At 74.3% G+C, this 20,452-nt stretch carries 21 protein-coding genes; 7 read left to right on the top strand and 14 right to left on the bottom strand.

Annotated features, from left to right (window positions below):
* The first annotated feature begins 358 nt into the window (after positions 1–358).
* Positions 359–856 carry an NUDIX hydrolase gene (locus ABWU78_RS04770; RefSeq protein WP_253053928.1) on the top strand — a complete coding sequence of 166 codons (498 nt, stop codon included), beginning with the start codon at positions 359–361 and terminating at the stop codon, positions 854–856.
* On the opposite strand, the gene ABWU78_RS04765 is transcribed toward ABWU78_RS04770, so the two are convergent.
* Together ABWU78_RS04765 and ABWU78_RS04760 are read right to left on the bottom strand one after the other, a co-directional pair.
* Positions 830–2,395 carry a SpoIIE family protein phosphatase gene (locus tag ABWU78_RS04765; RefSeq protein WP_253053930.1) on the bottom strand — a complete coding sequence of 522 codons (1,566 nt, stop codon included), beginning with the start codon at positions 2,393–2,395 and terminating at the stop codon, positions 830–832. The two genes, ABWU78_RS04770 and ABWU78_RS04765, sit on opposite strands and share 27 nt — an antisense overlap.
* Complete coding sequence (locus tag ABWU78_RS04760) at positions 2,395–3,195, bottom strand: alpha/beta fold hydrolase (protein ID WP_308202330.1); 801 nt, start codon at positions 3,193–3,195, stop codon at positions 2,395–2,397. Before ABWU78_RS04760 ends, ABWU78_RS04765 begins: the two co-directional genes overlap by 1 nt.
* Positions 3,196–3,308: 113 nt before the next feature.
* Here ABWU78_RS04760 and ABWU78_RS04755 point away from each other — a divergent pair, with 113 nt between their 5' ends.
* Together ABWU78_RS04755 and ABWU78_RS04750 are read left to right on the top strand one after the other, a co-directional pair.
* Complete coding sequence (locus tag ABWU78_RS04755; RefSeq protein ID WP_439157706.1) at positions 3,309–3,767, top strand: RrF2 family transcriptional regulator; 459 nt, start codon at positions 3,309–3,311, stop codon at positions 3,765–3,767.
* 329 nt (positions 3,768–4,096) lie between these two features.
* Complete coding sequence (locus ABWU78_RS04750) at positions 4,097–5,038, top strand: sulfite exporter TauE/SafE family protein (RefSeq protein ID WP_439157705.1); 942 nt, start codon at positions 4,097–4,099, stop codon at positions 5,036–5,038.
* A gap of 11 nt (positions 5,039–5,049) precedes the next feature.
* Here ABWU78_RS04750 and ABWU78_RS04745 read toward each other — a convergent pair whose 3' ends face one another.
* Complete coding sequence (locus ABWU78_RS04745; RefSeq protein ID WP_439157704.1) at positions 5,050–5,784, bottom strand: glutamine amidotransferase; 735 nt, start codon at positions 5,782–5,784, stop codon at positions 5,050–5,052.
* Between the two features lie 248 nt (positions 5,785–6,032).
* Positions 6,033–6,608, bottom strand: a complete 576-nt coding sequence (locus ABWU78_RS04740) for a dihydrofolate reductase family protein (protein WP_253053938.1) — start codon at positions 6,606–6,608, stop codon at positions 6,033–6,035.
* A gap of 109 nt (positions 6,609–6,717) precedes the next feature.
* Between ABWU78_RS04740 and ABWU78_RS04735 the strand changes: the two genes are divergently transcribed.
* The gene (locus ABWU78_RS04735) at positions 6,718–7,608 is read left to right on the top strand and encodes a LysR family transcriptional regulator (protein ID WP_253053940.1); all 891 of its coding nucleotides are present in this window, start codon (positions 6,718–6,720) and stop codon (positions 7,606–7,608) included.
* Positions 7,609–7,611: 3 nt separating this feature from the next.
* On the opposite strand, the gene ABWU78_RS04730 is transcribed toward ABWU78_RS04735, so the two are convergent.
* From ABWU78_RS04730 to ABWU78_RS04705, 6 genes are all read right to left on the bottom strand, one after another.
* Positions 7,612–8,418 carry an ABC transporter permease gene (locus ABWU78_RS04730; protein ID WP_439157703.1) on the bottom strand — a complete coding sequence of 269 codons (807 nt, stop codon included), beginning with the start codon at positions 8,416–8,418 and terminating at the stop codon, positions 7,612–7,614.
* Entirely contained in the window at positions 8,415–9,479 is a 1,065-nt protein-coding gene (locus ABWU78_RS04725; RefSeq protein ID WP_439157702.1) for an ABC transporter ATP-binding protein, read from the bottom strand. Before ABWU78_RS04725 ends, ABWU78_RS04730 begins: the two co-directional genes overlap by 4 nt.
* A gap of 88 nt (positions 9,480–9,567) precedes the next feature.
* Positions 9,568–10,359 carry a hypothetical protein gene (locus tag ABWU78_RS04720; RefSeq protein ID WP_439157701.1) on the bottom strand — a complete coding sequence of 264 codons (792 nt, stop codon included), beginning with the start codon at positions 10,357–10,359 and terminating at the stop codon, positions 9,568–9,570.
* Positions 10,356–11,360: an ATP-binding cassette domain-containing protein gene (locus ABWU78_RS04715; protein ID WP_439157700.1), complete on the bottom strand. Its 1,005-nt coding sequence runs from the start codon at positions 11,358–11,360 to the stop codon at positions 10,356–10,358. The genes ABWU78_RS04720 and ABWU78_RS04715 overlap by 4 nt, the downstream gene beginning before the upstream one ends.
* A 5-nt stretch (positions 11,361–11,365) precedes the next feature.
* Positions 11,366–11,785 carry a GntR family transcriptional regulator gene (locus tag ABWU78_RS04710; RefSeq protein WP_253053950.1) on the bottom strand — a complete coding sequence of 140 codons (420 nt, stop codon included), beginning with the start codon at positions 11,783–11,785 and terminating at the stop codon, positions 11,366–11,368.
* Between the two features lie 225 nt (positions 11,786–12,010).
* Positions 12,011–12,235, bottom strand: coding sequence for a hypothetical protein (locus ABWU78_RS04705; protein ID WP_439157699.1), 225 nt, complete (start codon positions 12,233–12,235; stop codon positions 12,011–12,013).
* A 161-nt stretch (positions 12,236–12,396) separates the two neighbouring features.
* Between ABWU78_RS04705 and ABWU78_RS04700 the strand changes: the two genes are divergently transcribed.
* Positions 12,397–12,702, top strand: a complete 306-nt coding sequence (locus ABWU78_RS04700) for a hypothetical protein (protein ID WP_439157698.1) — start codon at positions 12,397–12,399, stop codon at positions 12,700–12,702.
* A 124-nt stretch (positions 12,703–12,826) separates the two neighbouring features.
* Positions 12,827–13,234 carry a VOC family protein gene (locus ABWU78_RS04695; RefSeq protein WP_253053954.1) on the top strand — a complete coding sequence of 136 codons (408 nt, stop codon included), beginning with the start codon at positions 12,827–12,829 and terminating at the stop codon, positions 13,232–13,234.
* A 108-nt stretch (positions 13,235–13,342) separates the two neighbouring features.
* Here the strand turns inward: ABWU78_RS04695 and ABWU78_RS04690 are convergent, their stop codons facing one another.
* The 4 genes from ABWU78_RS04690 to ABWU78_RS04675 form a co-directional block, all read right to left on the bottom strand.
* Entirely contained in the window at positions 13,343–14,461 is a 1,119-nt protein-coding gene (locus ABWU78_RS04690; RefSeq protein ID WP_439157697.1) for an aspartate-semialdehyde dehydrogenase, read from the bottom strand.
* A 14-nt stretch (positions 14,462–14,475) separates the two neighbouring features.
* Positions 14,476–15,798 carry an aspartate kinase gene (locus ABWU78_RS04685; RefSeq protein ID WP_253053958.1) on the bottom strand — a complete coding sequence of 441 codons (1,323 nt, stop codon included), beginning with the start codon at positions 15,796–15,798 and terminating at the stop codon, positions 14,476–14,478.
* A 133-nt stretch (positions 15,799–15,931) separates the two neighbouring features.
* On the bottom strand, positions 15,932–16,819 hold the full coding sequence (locus tag ABWU78_RS04680; RefSeq protein WP_439157696.1) for a formate/nitrite transporter family protein: 888 nt from the start codon (positions 16,817–16,819) through the stop codon (positions 15,932–15,934).
* 113 nt (positions 16,820–16,932) lie between these two features.
* Positions 16,933–17,643, bottom strand: a complete 711-nt coding sequence (locus ABWU78_RS04675) for a TetR/AcrR family transcriptional regulator (RefSeq protein ID WP_353708362.1) — start codon at positions 17,641–17,643, stop codon at positions 16,933–16,935.
* A 257-nt stretch (positions 17,644–17,900) separates the two neighbouring features.
* Between ABWU78_RS04675 and ABWU78_RS04670 the strand changes: the two genes are divergently transcribed.
* Positions 17,901–20,426, top strand: coding sequence for a beta-glucosidase (locus tag ABWU78_RS04670; RefSeq protein WP_439157695.1), 2,526 nt, complete (start codon positions 17,901–17,903; stop codon positions 20,424–20,426).
* The last annotated feature ends 26 nt before the right edge of the window (positions 20,427–20,452 follow it).

The following is a 20,452-nucleotide window of genomic DNA, read 5'->3' as shown; positions in this document are numbered from 1 at the left end:
TGGTCGTGCTGGTCACGGGAGGCTCCTGGTCTGTGCGGCGGTGGTCGGGGGCCGCCGTGAGATCGGAGTGCTCAGCGGTGCCCAGCGGCGCTTCACCGGCCTGCTGCCGCCCGTGGTCCCGGAGCGGCCCGTCTCACGACGAAGGGCCCGGACGCGGTCCGCGTCCAAGGCCCTGTGCTGGCTCCGGGTGGTGATCTGTGGTCAGGCGAACGCCCGCACGGCCCCACCGGGAGCCTGCGTAAAGCGCCAATACCACTGAGAAGTCACGGAGCGACCGTAGCACAGGGCCTCTGCGGTCCGGTCGGCGCGTCTCACGAGCCGGTCGGCCCGGACCGGCGCGCCCGCCTAGGCTCGGGGCATGCCGATCCCCGAGTTCGTCGCCGCCCTGCGGTCCCGCGTCGGGACCGACCTCCTGTGGATGCCGGGGGTGTCGGCCGTCGTGGTGGACGACGACGGCCGCCTGCTGCTCGGACAGCGCGCCGACACCGGGCAGTGGGCCGTCATCAGCGGGATCCTCGAGCCCGGCGAGGACCCCGCGGTGGGGCTCGCGCGCGAGGTGCGCGAGGAGACGGGCGTCGAGGTCGTCGTGGACGCGCTCGTCGCGGTGACCGTCACCGAGCCGGTCGAGTACCCCAACGGCGACCGCTCGCAGTACCTCGACCTCGCGTTCCTGTGCCGGCCCGTGTCCCCGGCCGCCGCCGCGGCGGCGCACGTCGCGGACGACGAGTCGCTCGCGGTCGCGTGGTTCGCCCCGGACGACCTGCCCGACGACCTCGCCCGCTCCACGGTCGAGCGCCTCGGCCATGCGCTCGGGCGGCTCGCGGACCCCTCAGCCGGCCCCTTCTTCGTCCGCTGACGCGACGCGCGACGGCTCCGTCGCGGGCTCGTCCGACGCCTCCGGGCCGAGCCAGCGCACCGCGAGCAGGCACGCGTCGTCGTCCTCGGGAGCGCGCGCGACGACCGCCTCCAGCAGCTCCGTCCCGCTCAGCCCGGCCCCGAGCGCGTTCGTGACGATCTCCGCGAGCTCGTCGAGCGCGAGCGCGAGCGGCCGGTCGCGGCGCTCGACGACGCCGTCGGTGAAGAGGAGCAGCAGGTCGCCCGGGGCGAGCGCGACCGTGTCGGCGACGCGCGGCGTCGTGCCCCGGACGCCCAACGGGGTGGACCGCGCCTCCCACAGGTAGCCCGCGGACCCGTCCGCGCGCACGAGCAGCGGCGGCAGGTGCCCGGCGCACGCGTAGCGCAGCACCCCCTCCACCAGCTCGAGCTCCCCGTACACGAGGCTCGCCATGAACCCCGTCCCGGTCCGGTCCACGAAGCGGTCGAGCCGCTCGACCACCTCCTCCGGCGGCAGCCCGGTGTCCGACGCCGCGCGGACCGCCGTCCGCAGCTGCCCCATCGCGGTCGCGGCCTTGAGCCCGCGCCCCACCACGTCCCCGACCGAGAGCGCGACGACGTCCGGGGCCACGCGGAACGTGTCGTACCAGTCGCCGCCGACCTGCAGGTCGTGCACACCGGGGCGGTAGCAGGCCGCGATCTCCACGTGCGGGTCGGCGACGATCCCGTCCGACAGCATCGCGCCCTGCAGCTCGCTCGCGACCGACACGCTCTGCTCGTGGGTCGTGGCCCGTGCCAGCGCGAGCGCCGCGAGCTGCCCGGCCGCGGCGGCCGTGCCGAGGTCGACCGGTTCCGAGCCCGCCGCCCGGCGCGGCTCCAGCGCGAGGACGCCGAGCAGCGCCCCCGCCGTGCGCAGCGGGACGACGACGGTCCCGTCCGCGCGCACGCCCGCCTCGGCCAGCTCCTCGATCGTCGGGGCGGTCACGCCCGCCGCCCCGCCCCAGCGGCGCAGCGGGCCGCCCTCCTGCGGCGTCCACAGGGCGGCGTCGCCCGCCCCGAGCATCGTCACGGCGGCCCGGAGCAGGACCCACGCGACGCCGTCGAGACCGGCGACGCTCGCCAGGTCGGCGGCGATCCCGTGCAGCAGCCGCACGCGCCGCTCCGCCTCCTCCGCGGCGCGTCGGGCACCCACCAGCTCGTGCTCGAACCGGGACCGCTCGCGCGCCCCCAGCATCGCGACCTCGACGAGCCGCTCGCCGCGGACCTCGCGCCCGATCGCCGTGAGGAGCACCGGCTCGCGCCCGCGCGGCGTCCGCAGCTCCACCGCGACCTCGTCGACCCGCCCCTCGATGTGCAGGCGCGGACCGAGGTGGGTCTCCCAGTAGATGCGGCCGCCCACCGTCAGCAGGTCCGCGAGCCGGCGCCCGGCGACCGCCTCCACGTCGGGCACGTCCAGCAGGCGCAGGAACTCGTCGTTCCCGTCGAGCACCCGCCCCTCCGCGTCGAGGAGCAGGAGCGCGACGGGCGCGAGCACCCAGCGCTCGCCGCGCGACATCACCATCAGGAGTCCCCGAGCCAGTGGCGCATCGCCTCGACGAGGAGCGCCGGGTGCGACAGGTTCGGGCAGTGCCCGACCGAGTCGATGACGACCAGCTCGCTCCCCGCCAGGTGCTCGTGCACGTACCGCCCCACCGTCTGCGGGGCGATGACGTCCTCCCGGCTCTGCACGACGAGGGCCGGGGTCCGCACGCGCGCCAGGTCCGCCCTGTTGTCTCCGAGGAACGTCACGCGCGCGAACTGCCGGGCGATCGCCGGGTCGTTGCGCCGGAAGACCTCCGCGAGCTCGTCCCCCAGCGCCGGGCGGTCGGGATTCCCGACGATCACCGGCGCCATCGCCTGCGTCCAGCCCAGGTAGTTCGCGTCCATCGTCTCGAGCAGCTCGTCGATCTCCTCCGCCGAGAACCCGCCGCGGTACCCCTCGTCGTCGACGTACCGGGGGCTCGGCCCGACGAGCACCAGGCGGTCGACGAGGTCGGGCCGGTCCGCCGCCGCGAGGAGCGCGATCACCGCGCTCACCGAATGACCCACGAGGATCACCGGCTCGTCCGCGACGTCCTCCACGACCTCGATCATGTCCGCGACGTAGCCCCCCAGCTCCGCGTGCCGCGCGGGGTCGTACGCGGCCGGGTGGGACGCGCCACAACCCGAGTGGTCGAACAGCACCACCCGGTGGTCCGCCGCGAAGACGGGCGCGACGAAGCGCCACATCGACTGGTCGCAACCGAAGCCGTGCGCGAAGACCATCGTCGGGCCATCCCGCGGTCCCATGACCCGCACGTTGTTGCGTTCGCGCACGTCCACGGGTCACAGCGTAGGGGGAACCCGAACCGGTGAGCAGGGCCCACGCGGGTGAGATCGCGCCCGGAGGCGCCCCGCACGGCGGTCCGCGACCGTGCGCACGGCACAATGGCCCCATGCGTGTCTCGGCGAAGGCTGACTATGCGGTGCGGGCGTGCGCCGAGCTCGCGGCGTCCCCCCACGGCGACCCCGTGCGGGCGGAGGACCTCGCGGCCGGCCAGGGCCTGCCGGTCTCCTTCCTCGAACGGATCCTCGGCGACCTGCGCCGCGCCGGCATCGTCGCGAGCGTCCGCGGCCGCTCCGGCGGCCACCGCCTCGCGCGCCCCGCGTCCGAGGTGACCCTCGCCGACGTCTTCCGCGCCGTCGACGGACCGCTCGTCACCGTGCGCGACGAGCGCCCCCCGAGCCTCGAGTACGAGGGCTCCGCGGCCGCTCTCCTCGAGGTCTGGGTCGCCCTCCGCGCGAGCGTCCGCGACGTGCTCGACCACGTGACGATCGACGACGTCGTCCGCCGTGACCTCCCCGACGACGTCCACGCCCTCGCCGCCCGCGCCGACGCCTGGGAGAACCCCTGACCCGCTGAGCCCGCGGTCGGGCGCTCCGCTGGGTCGGGTCCGCGGTGGGGTCGGACCGTGCGCCGTCGTGCCGCCCGGTGCTGGGTGGGGCCCGGCCGAGATGCGAGAAGTGGCCGCTCCGGGCCTCGTTCTCGGGGCCATTTCTCGCTTCTCGTCACCACGCGGCGCGTGGTGACGCGTGGCGACATCGGCTGTGGGGCGGTAGATCGAGACGCGCCCGTTAACACTGGCCCACGATGTGGTCAGCGCTTCACATACTGGACTCGTTCGGTCAACCTTGTCGGGACACGTCGGGGCTGCCCCGGCCCACCCCGAGCACGGAGGACGCGGTGCGGACCCTCATCCTGCTGGCCCTCGTGGGCCTCGGTGCGCAGCTCGTCGACGGCAGCCTCGGCATGGCGTACGGCGTGACGTCGACGACGCTCCTGCTCGCGATCGGGACGAACCCCGCAGCGGCGTCGGCGACGATCCACCTCGCGGAGATCGGGACGACCCTCGCGTCGGGTGCGGCGCACTGGCGGTTCGGGAACGTGGACTGGAAGGTCGTCGTGCGGATCGGCGTCCCGGGCGCGATCGGCGCGTTCGCGGGCGCGACGTTCCTGTCGAACCTGTCGACCGAGCTCGCCGCGCCGGTCATGTCGCTGCTCCTCCTGGCGCTCGGCGTGTACGTGCTGTCGCGGTTCACGTTCGTGGGGCTGCCGAAGGGCCGGCAGGGCCTCCCGCTGCGCAAGCGGTTCCTCGCGCCGCTCGGCCTGGTCGCCGGCTTCGTCGACGCGACGGGCGGCGGTGGCTGGGGACCCGTGGGGACGCCGGCGCTGCTCGCGTCGGGCCGGATCGAGCCGCGCAAGGTCATCGGTTCGATCGACACGAGCGAGTTCCTCGTCGCGGTCGCCGCGTCCCTCGGCTTCCTGTTCTCGCTCGGCAGGCAGGGGATCGACCTGCTGTGGGTCGGCGCGCTGCTGCTCGGCGGCCTGGTCGCGGCGCCGATCGCGGCCTGGCTGGTGCGGCTGCTGCCGCCCCGGATCCTGGGCTCGGCGGTGGGCGGCGTCATCGTCCTCACCAACGTCCGCACGCTGCTGCGCTCGGACTGGGTCGACGCGAGCGGTGCGGTCCAGGGCGTCGTGCTCGGCGTCGTCGCCGTCGTGTGGGCCGCAGCCGTCGCGTGGTCGGTCCGGGCGCACCGCCGCGCCGTCGCCCTCGAGGCCGCCGAGCCGCCCGCGGACGCTGAGGCCGCCGCTCCCGAGCTGCAGTCGGCGCCCGCTTCCCGCTGACCGCGTGCTCGTCAGTCGCGCGCATAGCGGCGGACGAACGCGGCGAGGATGCGGTGCGGCGCCCAGACGTCGCCGCGGCGGACGGTCGCCTCGACGTCGCCCGCCGCCTCGGGCGCGAAGTACCCGTAGTCCCGGTAGACGCCGATGCGCGTGAGGATGCCGTCCAGGTCGAGCTCGGGGTGGAACTGCGTCGCGTAGAGGTTCTCCTTGACCCGGAACATCTGGACCGGGCAGGCGTCCGACGTCGCGAGCAGCACCGCGTGCGACGGCAGCCGGGTCACGGCCTCCTTGTGCCCGACGTACGCCTCGAACACGTCGGGCAGGTCGGCGAGGAGCGGGTCGGCCCGGCCCTCCGGCGTGAGCCGGATCGTCACGGGCGAGATGGGCTCGGCGAACGTGTCGTCGAGGACGGCGCCCTCGTGCAGCCCGAGCGTCCCGACGCCGTAGCACGCGCCGAGGAACGGGACGTCGCGCTCGACGATCTCGTCCAGGAGCGGCGCGAGGTCGCGCTCGACGCGGCGCTGGGTCGGCGACTTGTCCTTCTCGGGCAGGGACGAGTCGAACGGGCTGCCGCCGACGATCACCCCCGAGTAGTCGTCGAGGTCGATCGCCGGCAGCGGCCCGGCCTCCATGCGCACGCGGTGCAGCGCACCGGCGTCCAGCCCGGAGTACCGGAGCACCGCCGCGTGCTCCCCGTCGGCGGCGGGGTCCTCCGCGCGCGACGCGAGCAGCAGGAACGGCCTCATGCCGGCCACGCTAGGTGCGTCCTCGCAGCCTCGCCCGGGGTGGGCACGCGGGTCGCGGTCGGACCGGGCCGTGCCGGACCGGGGCGCGGTCGGGATCGTCGAGGGCGCCGTCGAGGACCGCGGCGTCCCCGCCCCCGGCCCGACGGCGCGCACGACGGCGGCAGCGCGGCCGCAGCAGGCGGACGGTCACGACGGCGCGGGCCGTGAGGATCGACGCGCGGTGCCGGAGCACGCGTGCGGGGGCGCGCTCAGGCACGGTCGTACGTGAGGACGGCGTTGCCGCCGTCGAACGTGGCGACGTCGGTCAGGTCGTAGGTCGTGGGCCGGAACGCGGTACCACCGAACGCGCTCCGACCGGCACCGGCCACGACGGGGTAGAGCTTGACGACGAGCCGGTCGATCTCGCCGCGGAGCGCGCCCGCGAGGACGCCGCCGCCCGCGAGGTAGATGTCGAACGGGGAGTCCTCGGCCTTGAGCGCTCGCACGAGCCCGACCGGGTCGTCGCGCACGATCGTCACCGCCGGGTCGAGCTCGGGCTGCGACGTCGAGACGACGTACTGGCGCAGGTGCGCGTACGGGCTCGTGATCCCCAGCCGGAGCGCGGGCTCGTACGTCCGCCTGCCCATGACGATCGTGTCGAACGTGCGGTGAGGGGCGTCGTCGACCCCGAGCTGGCGGCGCCCGTGCGTGGGCAGGACGTCGGGGAACGTGTCGATCATGCGCGCGCTGTACGCGTCGGAGGAGGGATAGAAGTCGACCTCGTCGTCCGGGCCCGAGAGGAAGCCGTCGATGGACAGGGCGACGAAGTAGGTGAGTCGTCTCATGGTTCCAGCCTCGGATTCCACCGATTCGTCATCAATGACGCATGCTGGGTGGATCGTTCACCCGGTGTGAACGGTGCACGGCGACGGAGACGGAGGCAGAGGTGGCCGCGTGGAGCTGAGGGACATCGAGATCTTCCTTACGCTCGCCGACGAGCTCCACTTCGGGCGCACCGCCGAGCGGCTCCACGTCTCCCCCGCGCGCGTGAGCCAGGCGATCAGCCGCCAGGAGCGCCGCATGGGCACGACCTTGTTCGAGCGCACGAGCCGACGCGTCGAGCTCACTCCGGTCGGCGCCCGCCTGCGCGACGACCTGCGCCAGGGCTACGAGCTCATCCAGTCCGGGATCGCGGCGGCCAGCCGCACGGGAGAGCGGCCGGCCGGCGTGCTGCGCGTCGCCGCGATGGGCATCGTCGGCCACGAGCTGCAGCCGGTGGTCGACGCGTTCGGGGAGCGGCACCCGGAGTGCTCGGTGGAGCGCCGCGAGTTCCACTTCTCGGACCCCTTCGGGGCGCTGCGCGAAGGCGAGGCGGACCTGCAGGTGACGTGGTCCCCGGTCCGCGAGCCCGACGTCGTCGTGGGGCCGCGCGTGCTCACGGAGGGACGCGTCCTCGCCGTCGCGGCGGGGCACCCGCTCGCGGGCGAGGACGCGGTGTCCCTCGAGGTCCTCGGCGACCACGCGGTGCTCGACCTCGGGACCGGCGTCCCCACGTACTGGGAGGAGGCCATGGTGCCCCGCCGGACGCCGTCGGGCCGCCCGGTGCTGCGCGGGCCGGTCGCGCGCACGTTCCACGAGGTGCTGACCGTGGTCGCCTCGGGCGAGGCGGTCACCCCGCTCAACGCGCACGTCCGGCGGTACTACACGCACCCGGGGGTCGTGTACGTGCCGATCGTCGACGTCCCCGACACCGAGTGGGTGCTCGTCTGGCTGCGCGACCGGGAGACCACCGAGGTCCGCGCCTTCGCCGAGACCGCCCGCGAGCTGGGCTCGCGGGCGATCTGAGGCTCAGCTCCAGCGGAAGAGCTTCACCGCGAGCGGGAGGAGCACGGCGGTCCACGCGACCATCACGACGAGCTGGAGCGTGGGGACCTCCGTCTCGAACCATCCCGCCGACATGGCCTGGGCGGCGGCCCCGAGCGGGGAGAACTGCCCGATGTCCCGCACGACCTCGGGCATGATCGGCCCCGGCGTCCACATGCCCGACAGGAAGAGCATCGGGAAGTAGACGAGGTTCCCGATCGCCGACGCGGTGCTCCCCTTGGCGGCGACCGCCGCGACGACCATGCCGAGCGAGAGCATGGACAGGACGGTGAGCACGAAGGCCAGCACGACCGTGAGCGGGCTGACGGGCGCGGCGAGGCCGAACACGACCTGGCCGACGACGAGCGCGAGCACGGACGACACGGCGATCGCGCCGAGGTTGATGAGGAGGTGGGCGACGACCACGCCCTGCGGGCGCATGGGGGTCGTCGACAGCCGGCGGAGCAGCCCCTTCTCGCGGGCGGTCGCGAAGGTCACGGGCATCGTCGTCAGCGCGGGCGTCGCCACCGCGGCGGCGAGGACGACCGGCAGGTAGGTCGCGATCGCCGTCAGTCCGTCCCAGGGCGCGCCCGCCCCCGTGATCGGCTCCCGCATGCCCGGGATGGCGAGCCCGACGCCGACGAGCAGGACCGTGGGGAACGCGAGCGCGAAGAACACGGCCGCGCCGTCGCGCAGGAACAGTCGGGCCTCGGTCAGCAGGAGCGTCCTGAACCCTCGCCAGCCCGAGCGGGCGGCGGGGGCGTGGGGCAGGGTCGTCGTCGCGGCGGTCATCGTGCGGCTCCCTCGTGCAGGGCCGCGGTGTCCGCGGCGTGGTCGTAGGTCCGGCCGGTCACGGCGACGAAGACGTCCTCGAGCGTCCGGGAGACGGTCCGGACGTCGTCGGGCACGACCTCCTGCTCGGCGAGCGCGAGCACGACGGCGAGCAGCACCCGGCGCGACCCGGTCACCACGATCTCGCGCGCGTCGACCTCGACGCGCTCGACGTCGGCGAGGCCGGCGAGCGTGTGGAGCGCCAGGTCGTGGTCGGCAGGCGGTACGCGCAGCCGGACCGTGCGCGACGTGTCGACGGAGTCGATGAGCTCCGCGGGCGTGCCCTGCGCGACCACGCGACCGCCGTCGATGATGACGAGCCGGTCGCACAGGCGCTCCGCCTCCTCCATGAAGTGCGTGACGAGCAGGATCGTCACGCCCCGGTCCCGCACGCGTTCCACGAGCTCCCACGTGGCGCGGCGCGCGGCCGGGTCGAGGCCCGTGGTCAGCTCGTCGAGGATCGCGACGCGCGGGTTGCCGACGAGCGCGAGCGCGATCGAGAGACGCTGCTTCTGCCCGCCCGAGAGCTTGCCGAACGCGACGCGCCGGTGCGCGGCGAGGTCGAGGAGGTCGAGCAGCTCCTCCACGTCCGAGGGCGACGCGTAGAAGGACGCGAAGAGGCGCATCGCCTCCTCGACCGTGATCTTCTCGTGGAGCGCCGCCTCCTGGAGCTGGACCCCGACCGCGTCGCGCACGGCGGCCGGGTCCGTCTGCGGGTCGACGCCGAGCACGCGGACCGTCCCGGCGTCGGCCTCGCGCAGACCGGCGAGGCACTCGACGGTCGTCGTCTTCCCGGCGCCGTTGGGGCCGAGGATGCCGAAGATCTCGCCCGCCCGGACGGTGAGGCTCACGTCCTCGACGGCGACCGTGCGGGCGGCTGCGTCCCCGCGACCCCCCGGCCCGGGGTAGGTCTTGCGCAGGTTGCGGACCTCGACGACGGGCGACGCGCCCGCCGACGGTGCAGGGGTCGGGGCGGGCGACGCGACGGTCGCGCCGTCGGCGGGCGGTGGTGCGGGGCTCATGCTGACCTCCATGAGGGTGTGCGAGACCCACGCGCGGCGCGGGGCCGCTCGGTGGGCTCTCGGGGAACGGTGGGTGCGGTGCGTCCGGTCAGCCGCTCGCGCTCGCGGCGAACTCGACCGGTCGGATCGCGACGCCCCGCAGGACGACGCGCAGGAGCAGTGCGGCGAGCGCCACCCCGACGGCCCCGCCGAGGACGGCGAGCCCGACGGGGGTGCCGTCGAGACCGACGACGCGCGCGAGCGCGTCACCGAAGAAGCCGGAGCGGAGGAAGACCTCGGCGACCACCACGGGGACGAGCGACGCCAGGACGAGGAGCACCCCGCGCAGGAACCCGAACCCGTAGAAGCCGGCGGCGACGACCATCCCGGCCAGGTAGTACACGACGCAGAAGATGCCCTCGACGAGGATCACGAGGCCCACCTGGGAGCCGTCGCCGTAGAGCTGCCCGAGCTCGGGCTCGGTCGCCCACCCCGCGTCCCGGAACAGCGACCACGCCCCCCACTTGACGAGCGCGCTCGCGACGCCGAACGTCAGGCCCGACACGACGGCGCCGATGCACAGCCCGTGCGTGTACGAGCGGCGCGTGCCGCCCGACGCGACGTGCACGGCGATCGTCATGAGGGGCAGGATGATGCCCATCACGAAGAGGAAGAACTTCGCCGAGCCGGCGACTCCCCCGACCGCCTCGATGCTGACGTCGTCGTTGCGGTGCATGATCCAGAGGATGAGCGCCCCGACCGCGAGCGCGATCGCCCAGAACCAGACCCCGACGTACCAGGTGCCGCCGATGAAGTACCGGGCGACCGCCTTGACGCCGCGCCGGTGGGCGGCGGACTCGAGGGCGCGGCGCTCGGCGGTGCGGTGGGTCGTGGCGGTCATCGTGCCTCCTCCGTCGTGTCGGGCCGCGCCCCCGCCTCGTCGCGACCGGCGCGGGTGAGGTGGACGAACAGGTCCTGGACGGGGACGGCGCCGACCTCCAGCCCGGCCTCCGCGGCGGCCGCCCGCTCGTCGTCGGCGAACGTGCCGAAGAGCGTCACCTGGGCCGTGCCGCCGAGCCGCTGGCGCGCGAGCACCTCGCGGCCCGCGGCGTGCCGCTCGACCACCTCCGCGGGGCCGGTGAGGCTCACGCCCCGGGCCCGGACGTCGTCGGCGTTCTCGGCGAGCAGGACACGCCCGCGGTCGATGATGACGACGTCCTCGAAGAGCCGCTCCACCTCGGAGATGAGGTGGCTCGACAGCAGGATCGTGCGCGGGTGCTCGGCGTAGTCCGCGACGAGCGCGTCGTAGAACGCGTACCGGCTCGGGGCGTCCATGCCGAGATAGACCTCGTCGAAGATCGTGAGCGGCGCGCGCGCCGCGAGGCCGATGACGGCGCCGAGCGCCGAGCGCTTGCCGCGCGACATCTCGCTCGGCTTCTTGCGGACGTCCACCTCAAGCTCGTCGAGCAGGCGCGCGGCGAGGTCGGCGTCCCAGTGCGGGCGCAGGTCCGCGTAGTACTCGAGCGTGTCGCGGGCCTTGTCGGTCTCCCGCACGTCGCCGCTCTCCCGGACGAGCTGGGTGTGCACGGTCGCCCACACGTTCTCGAACGGGTCCTCGAGGTCGCCCGCCGGCCCGACCCGCACGGTCCCGGCCGTGGGCCGGCGGAAGGCTGCCAGCAGGGCCGCGAGCGTCGTCTTGCCCGCGCCGTTGCGGCCGAGCAGGCCCGTGATGACGCCCGGGCGGACCGTGAGCGTCGCGCGGTCCAGCGCGGGGACGCCGTCGCTGCGCGGGTAGCGCACGACGACGTCGCGCACCTCGGCCGCGAACGGCGCCGGGGCCGAGGTCGTGGTCCCGGCGGTCGGGTCCTGGTCCGTGGGGCGGCTGGTGGGCCGGGCGGTCACGGGTCTCACCTCGGGGCGGGGTCGGTGGTCGGGCCGGTGCTGGGGGCGCCGCCGGTGCCGGGTCCGGCGGGGCGCGGCCGGCCGAGGACGTAGTCCACGATCTCGGCCGTCGGGACGTCGAGGAGGTCGGCCTGGGCGAGCGCCGGCGCGAGGACCTCGTCGAAGAACCGGGCGCGGTGGTCGGCGAGCAGCCGCTCCCGCGCCCCGGGGGCGACGAACATGCCGAGGCCGCGCCGCTTGTACAGGACGCCCTCGTCGACGAGCCCGGCGAACGCCTTCGCGGCCGTCGCCGGGTTGATGCGGAACGTCGTCGCGAACTGCGTGGTCGACATGACCTGCTCCTCCTCCGCGAGCTCGCCCGCGAGCACCTGCGCCCGGATCATCTGCGCGATCTGGAGGTAGATGGGTTCCGGTCCGTCGAACATGGGCCCCATCCTCTCCCGCCTCGCGCCTTCTGCGGTTCATTACCTAACTAATGAACCACAGATGTCGACGGTCCCGCAACCCCGTCCGCGCGAGGTAGAGCCCTGGTACGCCCAGGTAGAGCCCTGGTCCCGCGAGATAGAGCTCTGGTCGCGCGAGGTCGAGGGTGGGTCGTGCGAGGTAGAGGGTGGGTCATGCGAGGAGGCACCCTGGGAGTGACCACGGCTCTACCTCGCGGGAGGCGGTGTGGACGCAGCGTGCGAGCTCGCGGGCGGGACGCCCTGGGCCGAGCCGCTGAGCACGTGGACGAGCATCGCGTTCGTCGTCGCGGGCGCGGCCGTCGTGGTGGCGGCGCTGCGCCCCCGCCCGAGTCCGTCGTCGGGCACGCCTCGGCCCGACGCCGCCGCGACCACGCGCCCGCGCGTCGCCTTCGGGATCCTGGTCGCTCTCATCGGGGCGGGGTCCGTGGTCCAGCACGGGCCGTCGCCCGGACCCCGTCGCGCACGACCCGCCCCTGCTCGGCGCGCTCGCGCTCGTCGCGGCCGACGCCGTCGCGGACCTCGCGGGCCGCCGGCTGCGGACCTGGTGGTGGGTCGCCCCGACGCTGCTCGGGGTGGTGCTCGCCGCCGTGGCGCCCCCGTGGTCGACCACGGCCCAGGTGGTCGCGGCCGTCGTCGCCGTGGGCGCGAGCGTCCTGCGGGCGTGGCGTCGCCCCGCCGTCCGACGCCGCACCGTCACCGCGCTCGCGCTGCTCGCCGTGGGCGGCGGGGTCGGGACGCTCACTCGCCCCGGGTGGCCGCTGTGCGACGCGAGCGGACCCCTCGGCGTCACGCTCCAGGGTCACGCCGCCTGGCACGTGCTCGCCGCGGCGGCCCTCTGGGTGCTCGCGCCGACGCTGGGCACCCGCCGCACGCCCTGAGCGCGACGATCACCCGCTCCGGGCGGTACCCACCGCGGCCCGGCGGTGGGACCCTGGGAGGATCCGGCGTCCGCGGCGGGTCACGCCCTCCGGCCGCCGGCGGTCACGAAGGAGTGAGACGACGATGGTCACCATTCGGCGCGGGTTCTCCAGCTTCTCGGCGGACGACCTCGACGCGGCGCGCGATTTCTACGGAGGAACCCTCGGGCTCCCCGTCACGGCACTCGACGACGGGGGTGGTCTGGTGCTTCACCTCGGCGGCGGTTCGGACGTGTTCGTGTACCCGAAGGAGGACCATCGGCCGGCCGCCTTCACGGTCATGCACCTCACCGTCGACGACGTGGACCAGGTCGTCGACGAGCTCACCGCGAAGGGCGTGACGTTCGAGCGCTACGAAGGGTTCGACCAGGACGACAAGGGCATCGTGCGCGGCTTCATGGAGGGCGGCGACGGGGCCTGGTTCACCGACCCGGCCGGCAACATCGTCGGCCTCGCCGACGGCGAGAACATGGCACGCCTGGTCGGGGGCTGAGGCCCTGGACCTCCCACCACGACGTAGAGCCCTGGTCGATGACCAGGGCTCTACCTCGCGGTACCGGGGCTCTACCTCGCGGTACCGGGGCTTCGGGTGTCCGGGGCTCTACTTCGCGAGGGCGGGGGTGAACGCCGCGCGGACGGCGTCGAGGTCCTGGGCGACGAGTTCCGCGAGCTGCACCGCGTTGAGCGCGGCGCCCTTGCGGAGGTTGTCGTTCGAGACGAAGAGCACGAGGCCGCGGCCGTCGGGGACGGACTGGTCGGTGCGGATGCGGCCGACGAACGACGGGTCCTTCCCGGCCGCCGCGAGCGGGTTCGGGACGTCGGCGAGCACGACGCCCGGCGCGGCGGCGAGGATCTCGCGCGCCCGGTCGGGCGTGATCGCGTTCCCGAACTCCGCGTGGATCGCGAGCGAGTGGCCGGTGAACACCGGGACGCGCACGCAGGTCCCCGCGACGGCGAGCCCCGGCAGGCCGAGGATCTTGCGCGACTCGTTGCGGAGCTTCTTCTCCTCGTCCGTCTCCTCCTGCCCGTCGTCGACGATCGACCCGGCGATCGGGACGACGTTGAACGCGACGTTGCGCGGGAAGACCGCGGGCTCCGGGAAGGCGACCGCGCCGCCGTCGTGCACGAGCCCGACCAGGCCCGCGCCCGTGCCCTCCGCCGCGGCGCCCGCGACCGCCTGCGCGCGCAGCTCCTCCGCACCGGCGAGACCGGCGCCGGACACGGCCTGGTACGTCGCGACGATCAGGCGCTCCAGCCCGGCCTCGTCCGCGAGCGGCTTGAGCACCGGCATCGCGGCCATGGTCGTGCAGTTCGGGTTGGCGATGATCCCCTTGCGCGCCTCGCGCAGCGCGCCCGGGTTCACCTCGGACACGACGAGCGGGACGTCCGGGTCCATGCGCCACGCGGACGAGTTGTCGATCACGACGGCGCCCGCCTCGGCGAAGCGCTCGGCCTGCGCCTTCGAGGTCGTGCCGCCCGCGGAGAACAGGGCGACGTCGATCCCGCGCAGGTCGTCGGTCGACGTCGCGGCGACGTCCTCCACGACGACGTCGGTCCCGCGCCACGGGAGCGTCGACCCGGCGGAGCGGGCCGACGCGAAGTAGCGGATGCTCGCGACGGGCAGGTCGCGCTCGTCGAGGAGGCGGCGCATGACGGCGCCCACCTGGCCGGTCGCGCCGACGACGGCGACGTGCAGGCCCTGACGGTTCTCGGTGCTCATGGTTCCTCGTCCTCTCAGCGGCCGGTGCCGGCGTAGACGACGGCCTCGCCGTCGGCGGCGTCGAGCTCGAACGCGGTGTGCACGGCGCGCACCGCGTCGTCGAGCGAGTCCTCGCGGGTCACGACGGAGATGCGGATCTCCGAGGTGGAGATCATCTCGATGTTGATGCCGGCGTCGCGCAGCGCCCCGAAGAGCTTCGCGGAGACGCCCGGGTGCGACTTCATGCCCGCGCCGACGAGCGACAGCTTGCCGATCTGGTCGTCGAACTGCAGCGAGTCGAACCCGATCTCGCCCTGCAGCGCGGACAGCGCCGACATCGCGGCCGGGCCGTCGCCCTCGGGGAGCGAGAACGAGATGTCGGTCAGGCCCGTGCGGGCGGCCGAGACGTTCTGCACGATCATGTCGATGTTCACGCCCGAGCCGGCGACGACCTCGAAGATGCGCGCGGCGGTCCCGGGGACGTCGGGCACCCCGACGACGGTGATCTTGGCCTCGCTGCGGTCGTGCGCGACGCCGGAGATGATCGGGTCTTCCATGACGGTCTCCTCGGGAAGGTCTGCAGAGCTGGGGGCAGCGCCGACGGCCGGCTGCGGCGCGGAGTAGGCGTCCGCGCTGACGAACGTGCCGTCCTTGCCGCTGAACGACGAGCGCACGTGGATCGGCACGCCGTAGCGGCGGCCGTACTCGACGCAGCGCAGCGCGAGGACCTTGGCCCCGCTCGCCGCCATCTCGAGCATCTCCTCGTACGTGATGCGGTCGATCTTGCGGGCGCTCGGGACGATGCGCGGGTCGGCCGTGAAGATGCCGTCCACGTCCGTGTAGATCTCGCACACGTCGGCGTCGAGGCCGGCGGCGAGCGCGACGGCGGTCGTGTCCGACCCGCCGCGGCCGAGCGTCGTCACGTCGTTCGTCGACTGCGTGACGCCCTGGAAGCCCGCGACGATCGCGACCTGGCCGCGCTCGATCGTCTCGCGGATGCGGTGCGGGACGACGTCGACGATGCGCGCCTTGCCGTGCACGGCGTCGGTGATGACGCCCGCCTGCTGGCCCGTGAAGGACTTCGCCTTGACGCCCAGGCTGTTGATCGCCATCGCGAGCAGCGACATCGAGATGCGCTCGCCCGCGGTGAGGAGGATGTCCATCTCGCGCTGCGGCGGGAGGGGGGTGACCTGCTGCGCGAGGTCGATGAGCTCGTCCGTCGTGTCGCCCATCGCCGAGACCACGACGACGACGTCGTGCCCGGCCCTCTTGGTCTGCGCGATGCGCTTGGCCACGCGCTTGATGCTCTCGGCGTCGGATACCGACGAACCGCCGTACTTCTGCACGACAAGTGCCACGTGCTGCTCCATCTGTCGCCGGCCTCCGTCTCTCTCAACGGCCCGCCGGGTGCTTGTGGGTCGATCGATGATACGCACGCGTCCCGCCGTCCGGCCAAGCCCGTCCCGCCATGCGGGCCCGGGCGGCGCGGCGTCAGCCCGCGCGGTGGCTCCGGTCGAGGGGCGCGGTCGCGCGCCGGATCGCCGGCATCGGGAGCACGACCGGTCCCGAGGCCACGACCGTCGAGGGCGCACCCCGCCCGGCCTCTCGCACCGGGCCGGCGACGACGACGTAGGCGAGGCCGACGACGAGGGCGCCGCCGACGAGGTTGCCGAGACCGACCCAGGCGAGGTTGCGGGCAAAGTCGGCCCACGTCGTCGGGCCCAGGCCGCCGAGGAGACCGAGCGAGAAGGTCGTCATGTTGGCGACCACGTGCTCGAAGCCGGAGGCGATGAACGCGAGGATCGCCCAGAACAGGACGATCGCCTGGCCCGCCTCGGAGCGCAGGCGACCGCAGGCCCAGATCGCGGCGCACACGAGGAGGTTGCACAGGACGCCGCGGAAGAAGAGCTCGCCGCCGGTCTCGTGGGCCTTCGCCCGCAGCATCGACGCGACCATCTCGCCCGCGGGCGCGTTGGAGTGCAGCACCCCGGCCTGCGTGACCGCGAACGCGAACAGCATCGAGCCGGCGAGGTTGCCGACGAGGCACAGCCCGAGCGTGAGGACGGCGTCACGCACCCGGACCGCGCGCGTCGCGACGCCCTGGGCGAGGATCATCATCGCGGAGGTCGCGAGCTCGGCCCCGGCGAACACGACGAGGGTCAGGGCCGCCGCGAACACGCCTCCGGCGACCAGCCGCTCCCCCGGAGACCCGGCCGCGAGGAAGGGCCCGGCGGTCGCGACCATGAGGACCACCCCGACGCCGATGTACGCGCCCGCGAGCATCGCGGCGACGAGGTAGCGCGCCGGGCGTCTCGCCGAGCCGACCTTCTTCCGGGCCGCCTCCGACTGGGTGGTCAACGCCTGGGCGAGGGTCTGCACGACCTCGATCCTCGCCGTCGCCCGCCGCGGCAGACCAGGGCCTGTGGTCCGCGACCCTCCGGGACCGAAGGACCGCGGCCGCCGGACCGCCCGGAGCGCGACGCCGGCCGCCGTCAGGCGGTCGCCGCCTCCACGGGGAGGTCGACGTCCACGGCGTCCGCGGCGCCGCTCTCCGTCGTCGGCACCGGGACGGCCCCGAGCGGGGACGGGCGCGGGTCGAGCACCGCGGAGACGATCGCCTCGATGGCGAACTCGCTCGCCTCGCCGAGGTCGACCTGCGTGGGGTCGAGGAGCCACTGGACCTGGAGGCCGTCCATGACGGCGAGGATCGACGCCGACGCGTGCCGGACGCTCGCGGGGACCGCGACGCCCCGCTCCGCGCACAGCGCCTCGAACGCCTCCACGGCCTCGCTGCGCAGCGTGCGGTACCGGCCCTCGAAGAAGGCGCGCGCGGGGTGGTCGTCGGTCACGGACTCCGCGGAGAGCACGGCGTACGTCTGCACGATCCCGGCGCGCTGCGCGTTGAGGAACGCCGTGCGGACCAGGTGGCGGAACATGTCGATGCCGCCCGGGATGTGCTGCCCGTCGAGGCCGGCGACGTCGCTCTCGTCGCGGTAGCGCAGCACCTCGAGGAGGAGATGGTCCTTGGACCCGAAGTGGTGGAGGATCCCGGCGTGGGTCATGTCGACCTGCTCGGCGATCTCCGCCAGGGGGCCGTTGTGGTAGCCCTTGCTCCCGAAGGTCGCCATGGCGGCCTTGAGGATCTCCTCGCGGCGCCGGAGGGTCTCCTCCCGCACGCGGGGGCGCCGCCTGCTCGTGGTCATCGCCTCGTCACTTCCTCGTCGTGGTGCCCGGTGCGCCACGGTCGGCGCCGACGTCGGCGCCCCGGCACCGAGCACGTCCTCGGTCCGTCGCCGTCCGGGGTGATCCTACGCACGCGGCAGCGCCTCCGAGCCGCGTTCTCGGCAAAGGTCACGGTGAGATATCGATCTGACCTGGGGAAACGCAGATTCTTGCCAACTTACTGACTGCACGGTAAGTTCTCCGCTCGACAGACGACTCGACGACGAGGAGCACGTACGTGACATCGCAGTCCCTCGCGGGAGAGCGCGACCCCGCGGAGCTCGCCACCCTGCGCACCCGTGCGCAAGGGCTGCCCCTCCGCGAGAAGGTCCGCCTCCTCACCGGCCGGTCCATGTGGCGCCTGCACGCCCAGGACGAGCTCGGGCTGCGCCCCGTCGTCATGTCCGACGGCCCCGTCGGGGTCCGCGGCACGAGCGAGGTCGAGGGCGAGACCTCGATCCTCTTCCCGTCCCCCAGCGCGATCGGCGCGACGTGGGACCGGGCGGTCGCGCACGAGACCGGGCAGGCGTTCGCCCGTGAGGCACGCACGCACGGCGTCGACGTCGTCCTCGCGCCCCAGGTCAACATCCAGCGCACGCCCGTCGGCGGCCGGCACTTCGAGTGCTACTCCGAGGACCCGTACCTCACCGCGCAGATCGGCACCGGCGTCGTGCGCGGCCTCCAGGACCAGGGCGTCGCCGCGTGCGTCAAGCACTACGTCGCCAACGACTCCGAGACCGAGCGCACGTCGTACGTGTCGCACGTCGACCCCCGCGCCCTGCGCGAGGTCTACCTCGCGCCGTTCGAGGACGCGGTCGCGGCGGGCGCGTGGTCCGTCATGGCGGCGTACAACCAGGTGGACGACGGCGTGGAGTCGGGTCCCATGACCGGGCACCGGCACCTGCTCACCGACGTCCTCAAGGACGAGCTCGGGTTCGACGGCGCCGTGGTCTCCGACTGGGTCGCGACGCACACGACCGAGCTCTCCGCGAACGGCGGCCTCGACGTCGTCATGCCCGGCCCGGGCGGCCCGTGGGAGGACACCCTCGTCCGCGCGGTCGAGGAGGGCCGCGTCCCCGAGAGCGAGATCGACGACAAGGTCGCGCGCATCCTCCTGCTCGCGCGCCGGGTCGGAGCGCTCGACGAGCCCGCCCGCCCCGTCACGCACGACGGCGACCTGCGCGCGCTCGTGCGCCGCACCGCCGCCGCCGGCACGGTCGTCCTGCGCTCGGACGTCGCGAACCCCGTGTGGGACCGTCCGGCACCGCGGTCGATCGCGCTCGTCGGCCCCAACGCGGTGCGCCCGCACGTGCTCGGCGGCGGCAGCTCGACCGTGAACCCCGCGCACGTCGTCACGCCCGCCGAGGGACTGGCCGCGCGCTGGCCCGACGCCACGCTCACCGTCGCCCGCGGCGGCGACGCGCGCCGGTTCGCCCCGCGGCTCGACGTGGAGGGCCGCAGCGCCGACGGCGCCGCCGTCGCGATGACCTGGCTCGACGCCGAGGGCGCGACGCTCCGCAAGTCCGTCCTGCCCCGCTGGGACGGGTTCCTGCGCGACCTGCCCGCCGAGGTCGACACCGTCGTGCTCGACGTCGACGTCCTGCTCGACGAGCCCGGGGACCACGTGCTCGAGGTCGGCACGGTCCCGGGTCACACCATCGAGATCGACGGGGTCGTCGTCGCGGAGGACGACCGCCGCTCGGGGGTCGAGGTCATCCTCGACTCCTCGATCAACAACCCGGCGGGCGTCCCCACGACCGTGCACGTCGACGCGCCGCGCCGCGTGCGGATCACGGCGTCGCTCCTCGTCACGCGCGCCCAGGGTTACGGGAACCTCGTCCGCGCGGAGCTCCGCCACCGCGTCCCGGCGCCGAGCGTCGAGCAGGAGATCGCCGACGCCGTCGAGGCGGCCCGCGCGGCCGACCTGACCGTCGTCGTCGTCGGGACGAACGAGGAGGTCGAGTCCGAGGGCTGGGACCGCACGTCGCTCGCGCTGCCCGGCCGTCAGGACGAGCTCGTCGAGCGGGTCCTCGACGCCGACCCGGACGCGGTCGTCGTCGTGAACGCGGGCGCCCCTGTGCTCCTCCCCTGGCTCGACCGCGCGCGCACCGTGCTGTGGGTGTGGTTCCCGGGCCAGGAGGCCGGGCACTCGATCGCGGACGTCCTCGCGGGCGTCGTCGAGCCGGCGGGCCGCCTCCCCTGGACGCTCCCGGCCGACGAGGCCGACGTCCCCGTCCCGCACGCGGTCCCCGACCAGGGGGTCGTCGAGTACGCCGACGGCGTCCACGTCGGCTACCGCGCGTGGGAGCGCTCGGGCGCCGTCCCCGCCGCACCCTTCGGGCACGGGCTGGGCTGGACGACGTGGTCGTACGACGCGTCCGGCGAGCCTGACCATCTCCCCGCCCGCACTCCCGACGGCGACGCGACCCTCACGGTCCGCGTCACCAACACCGGGCACCGCGACGGCCGCGAGGTCGTCCAGGTCTACGTCGAACCTCCGGTCGCGCCCGCGTCGGCCCCGGTCGCCGAGCGCGACCGACCGGTCCGCTGGCTCGGCGGGTTCGCCGTCGTCGACGTCGCCGCGGGGGCCTCCGCCGACGTCACCGTGACCGTCCCCCGCCGTCAGCTCGAGGTGTGGGACACCGACAGCGGACGCTGGCACCTCCCGGCCGGGACCTACCGGCTCCGGGTGGGGCGTTCCGTCCACGACCTCCGCCTGGACACCGCGGTCCGGGTGCAGGAGAGCACCACGGAACAGGAGTAGCCGGACCGCGGTCCACCCGGGCGACC

The organism is Cellulosimicrobium sp. CpK407 (assembly GCF_051844275.1).
GTDB classification, from domain to species: domain Bacteria; phylum Actinomycetota; class Actinomycetes; order Actinomycetales; family Cellulomonadaceae; genus Cellulosimicrobium; species Cellulosimicrobium cellulans_G.
Note: the sequence above shows the minus strand (reverse complement) of the source record. Positions and strands in the feature narration are given on the sequence as shown.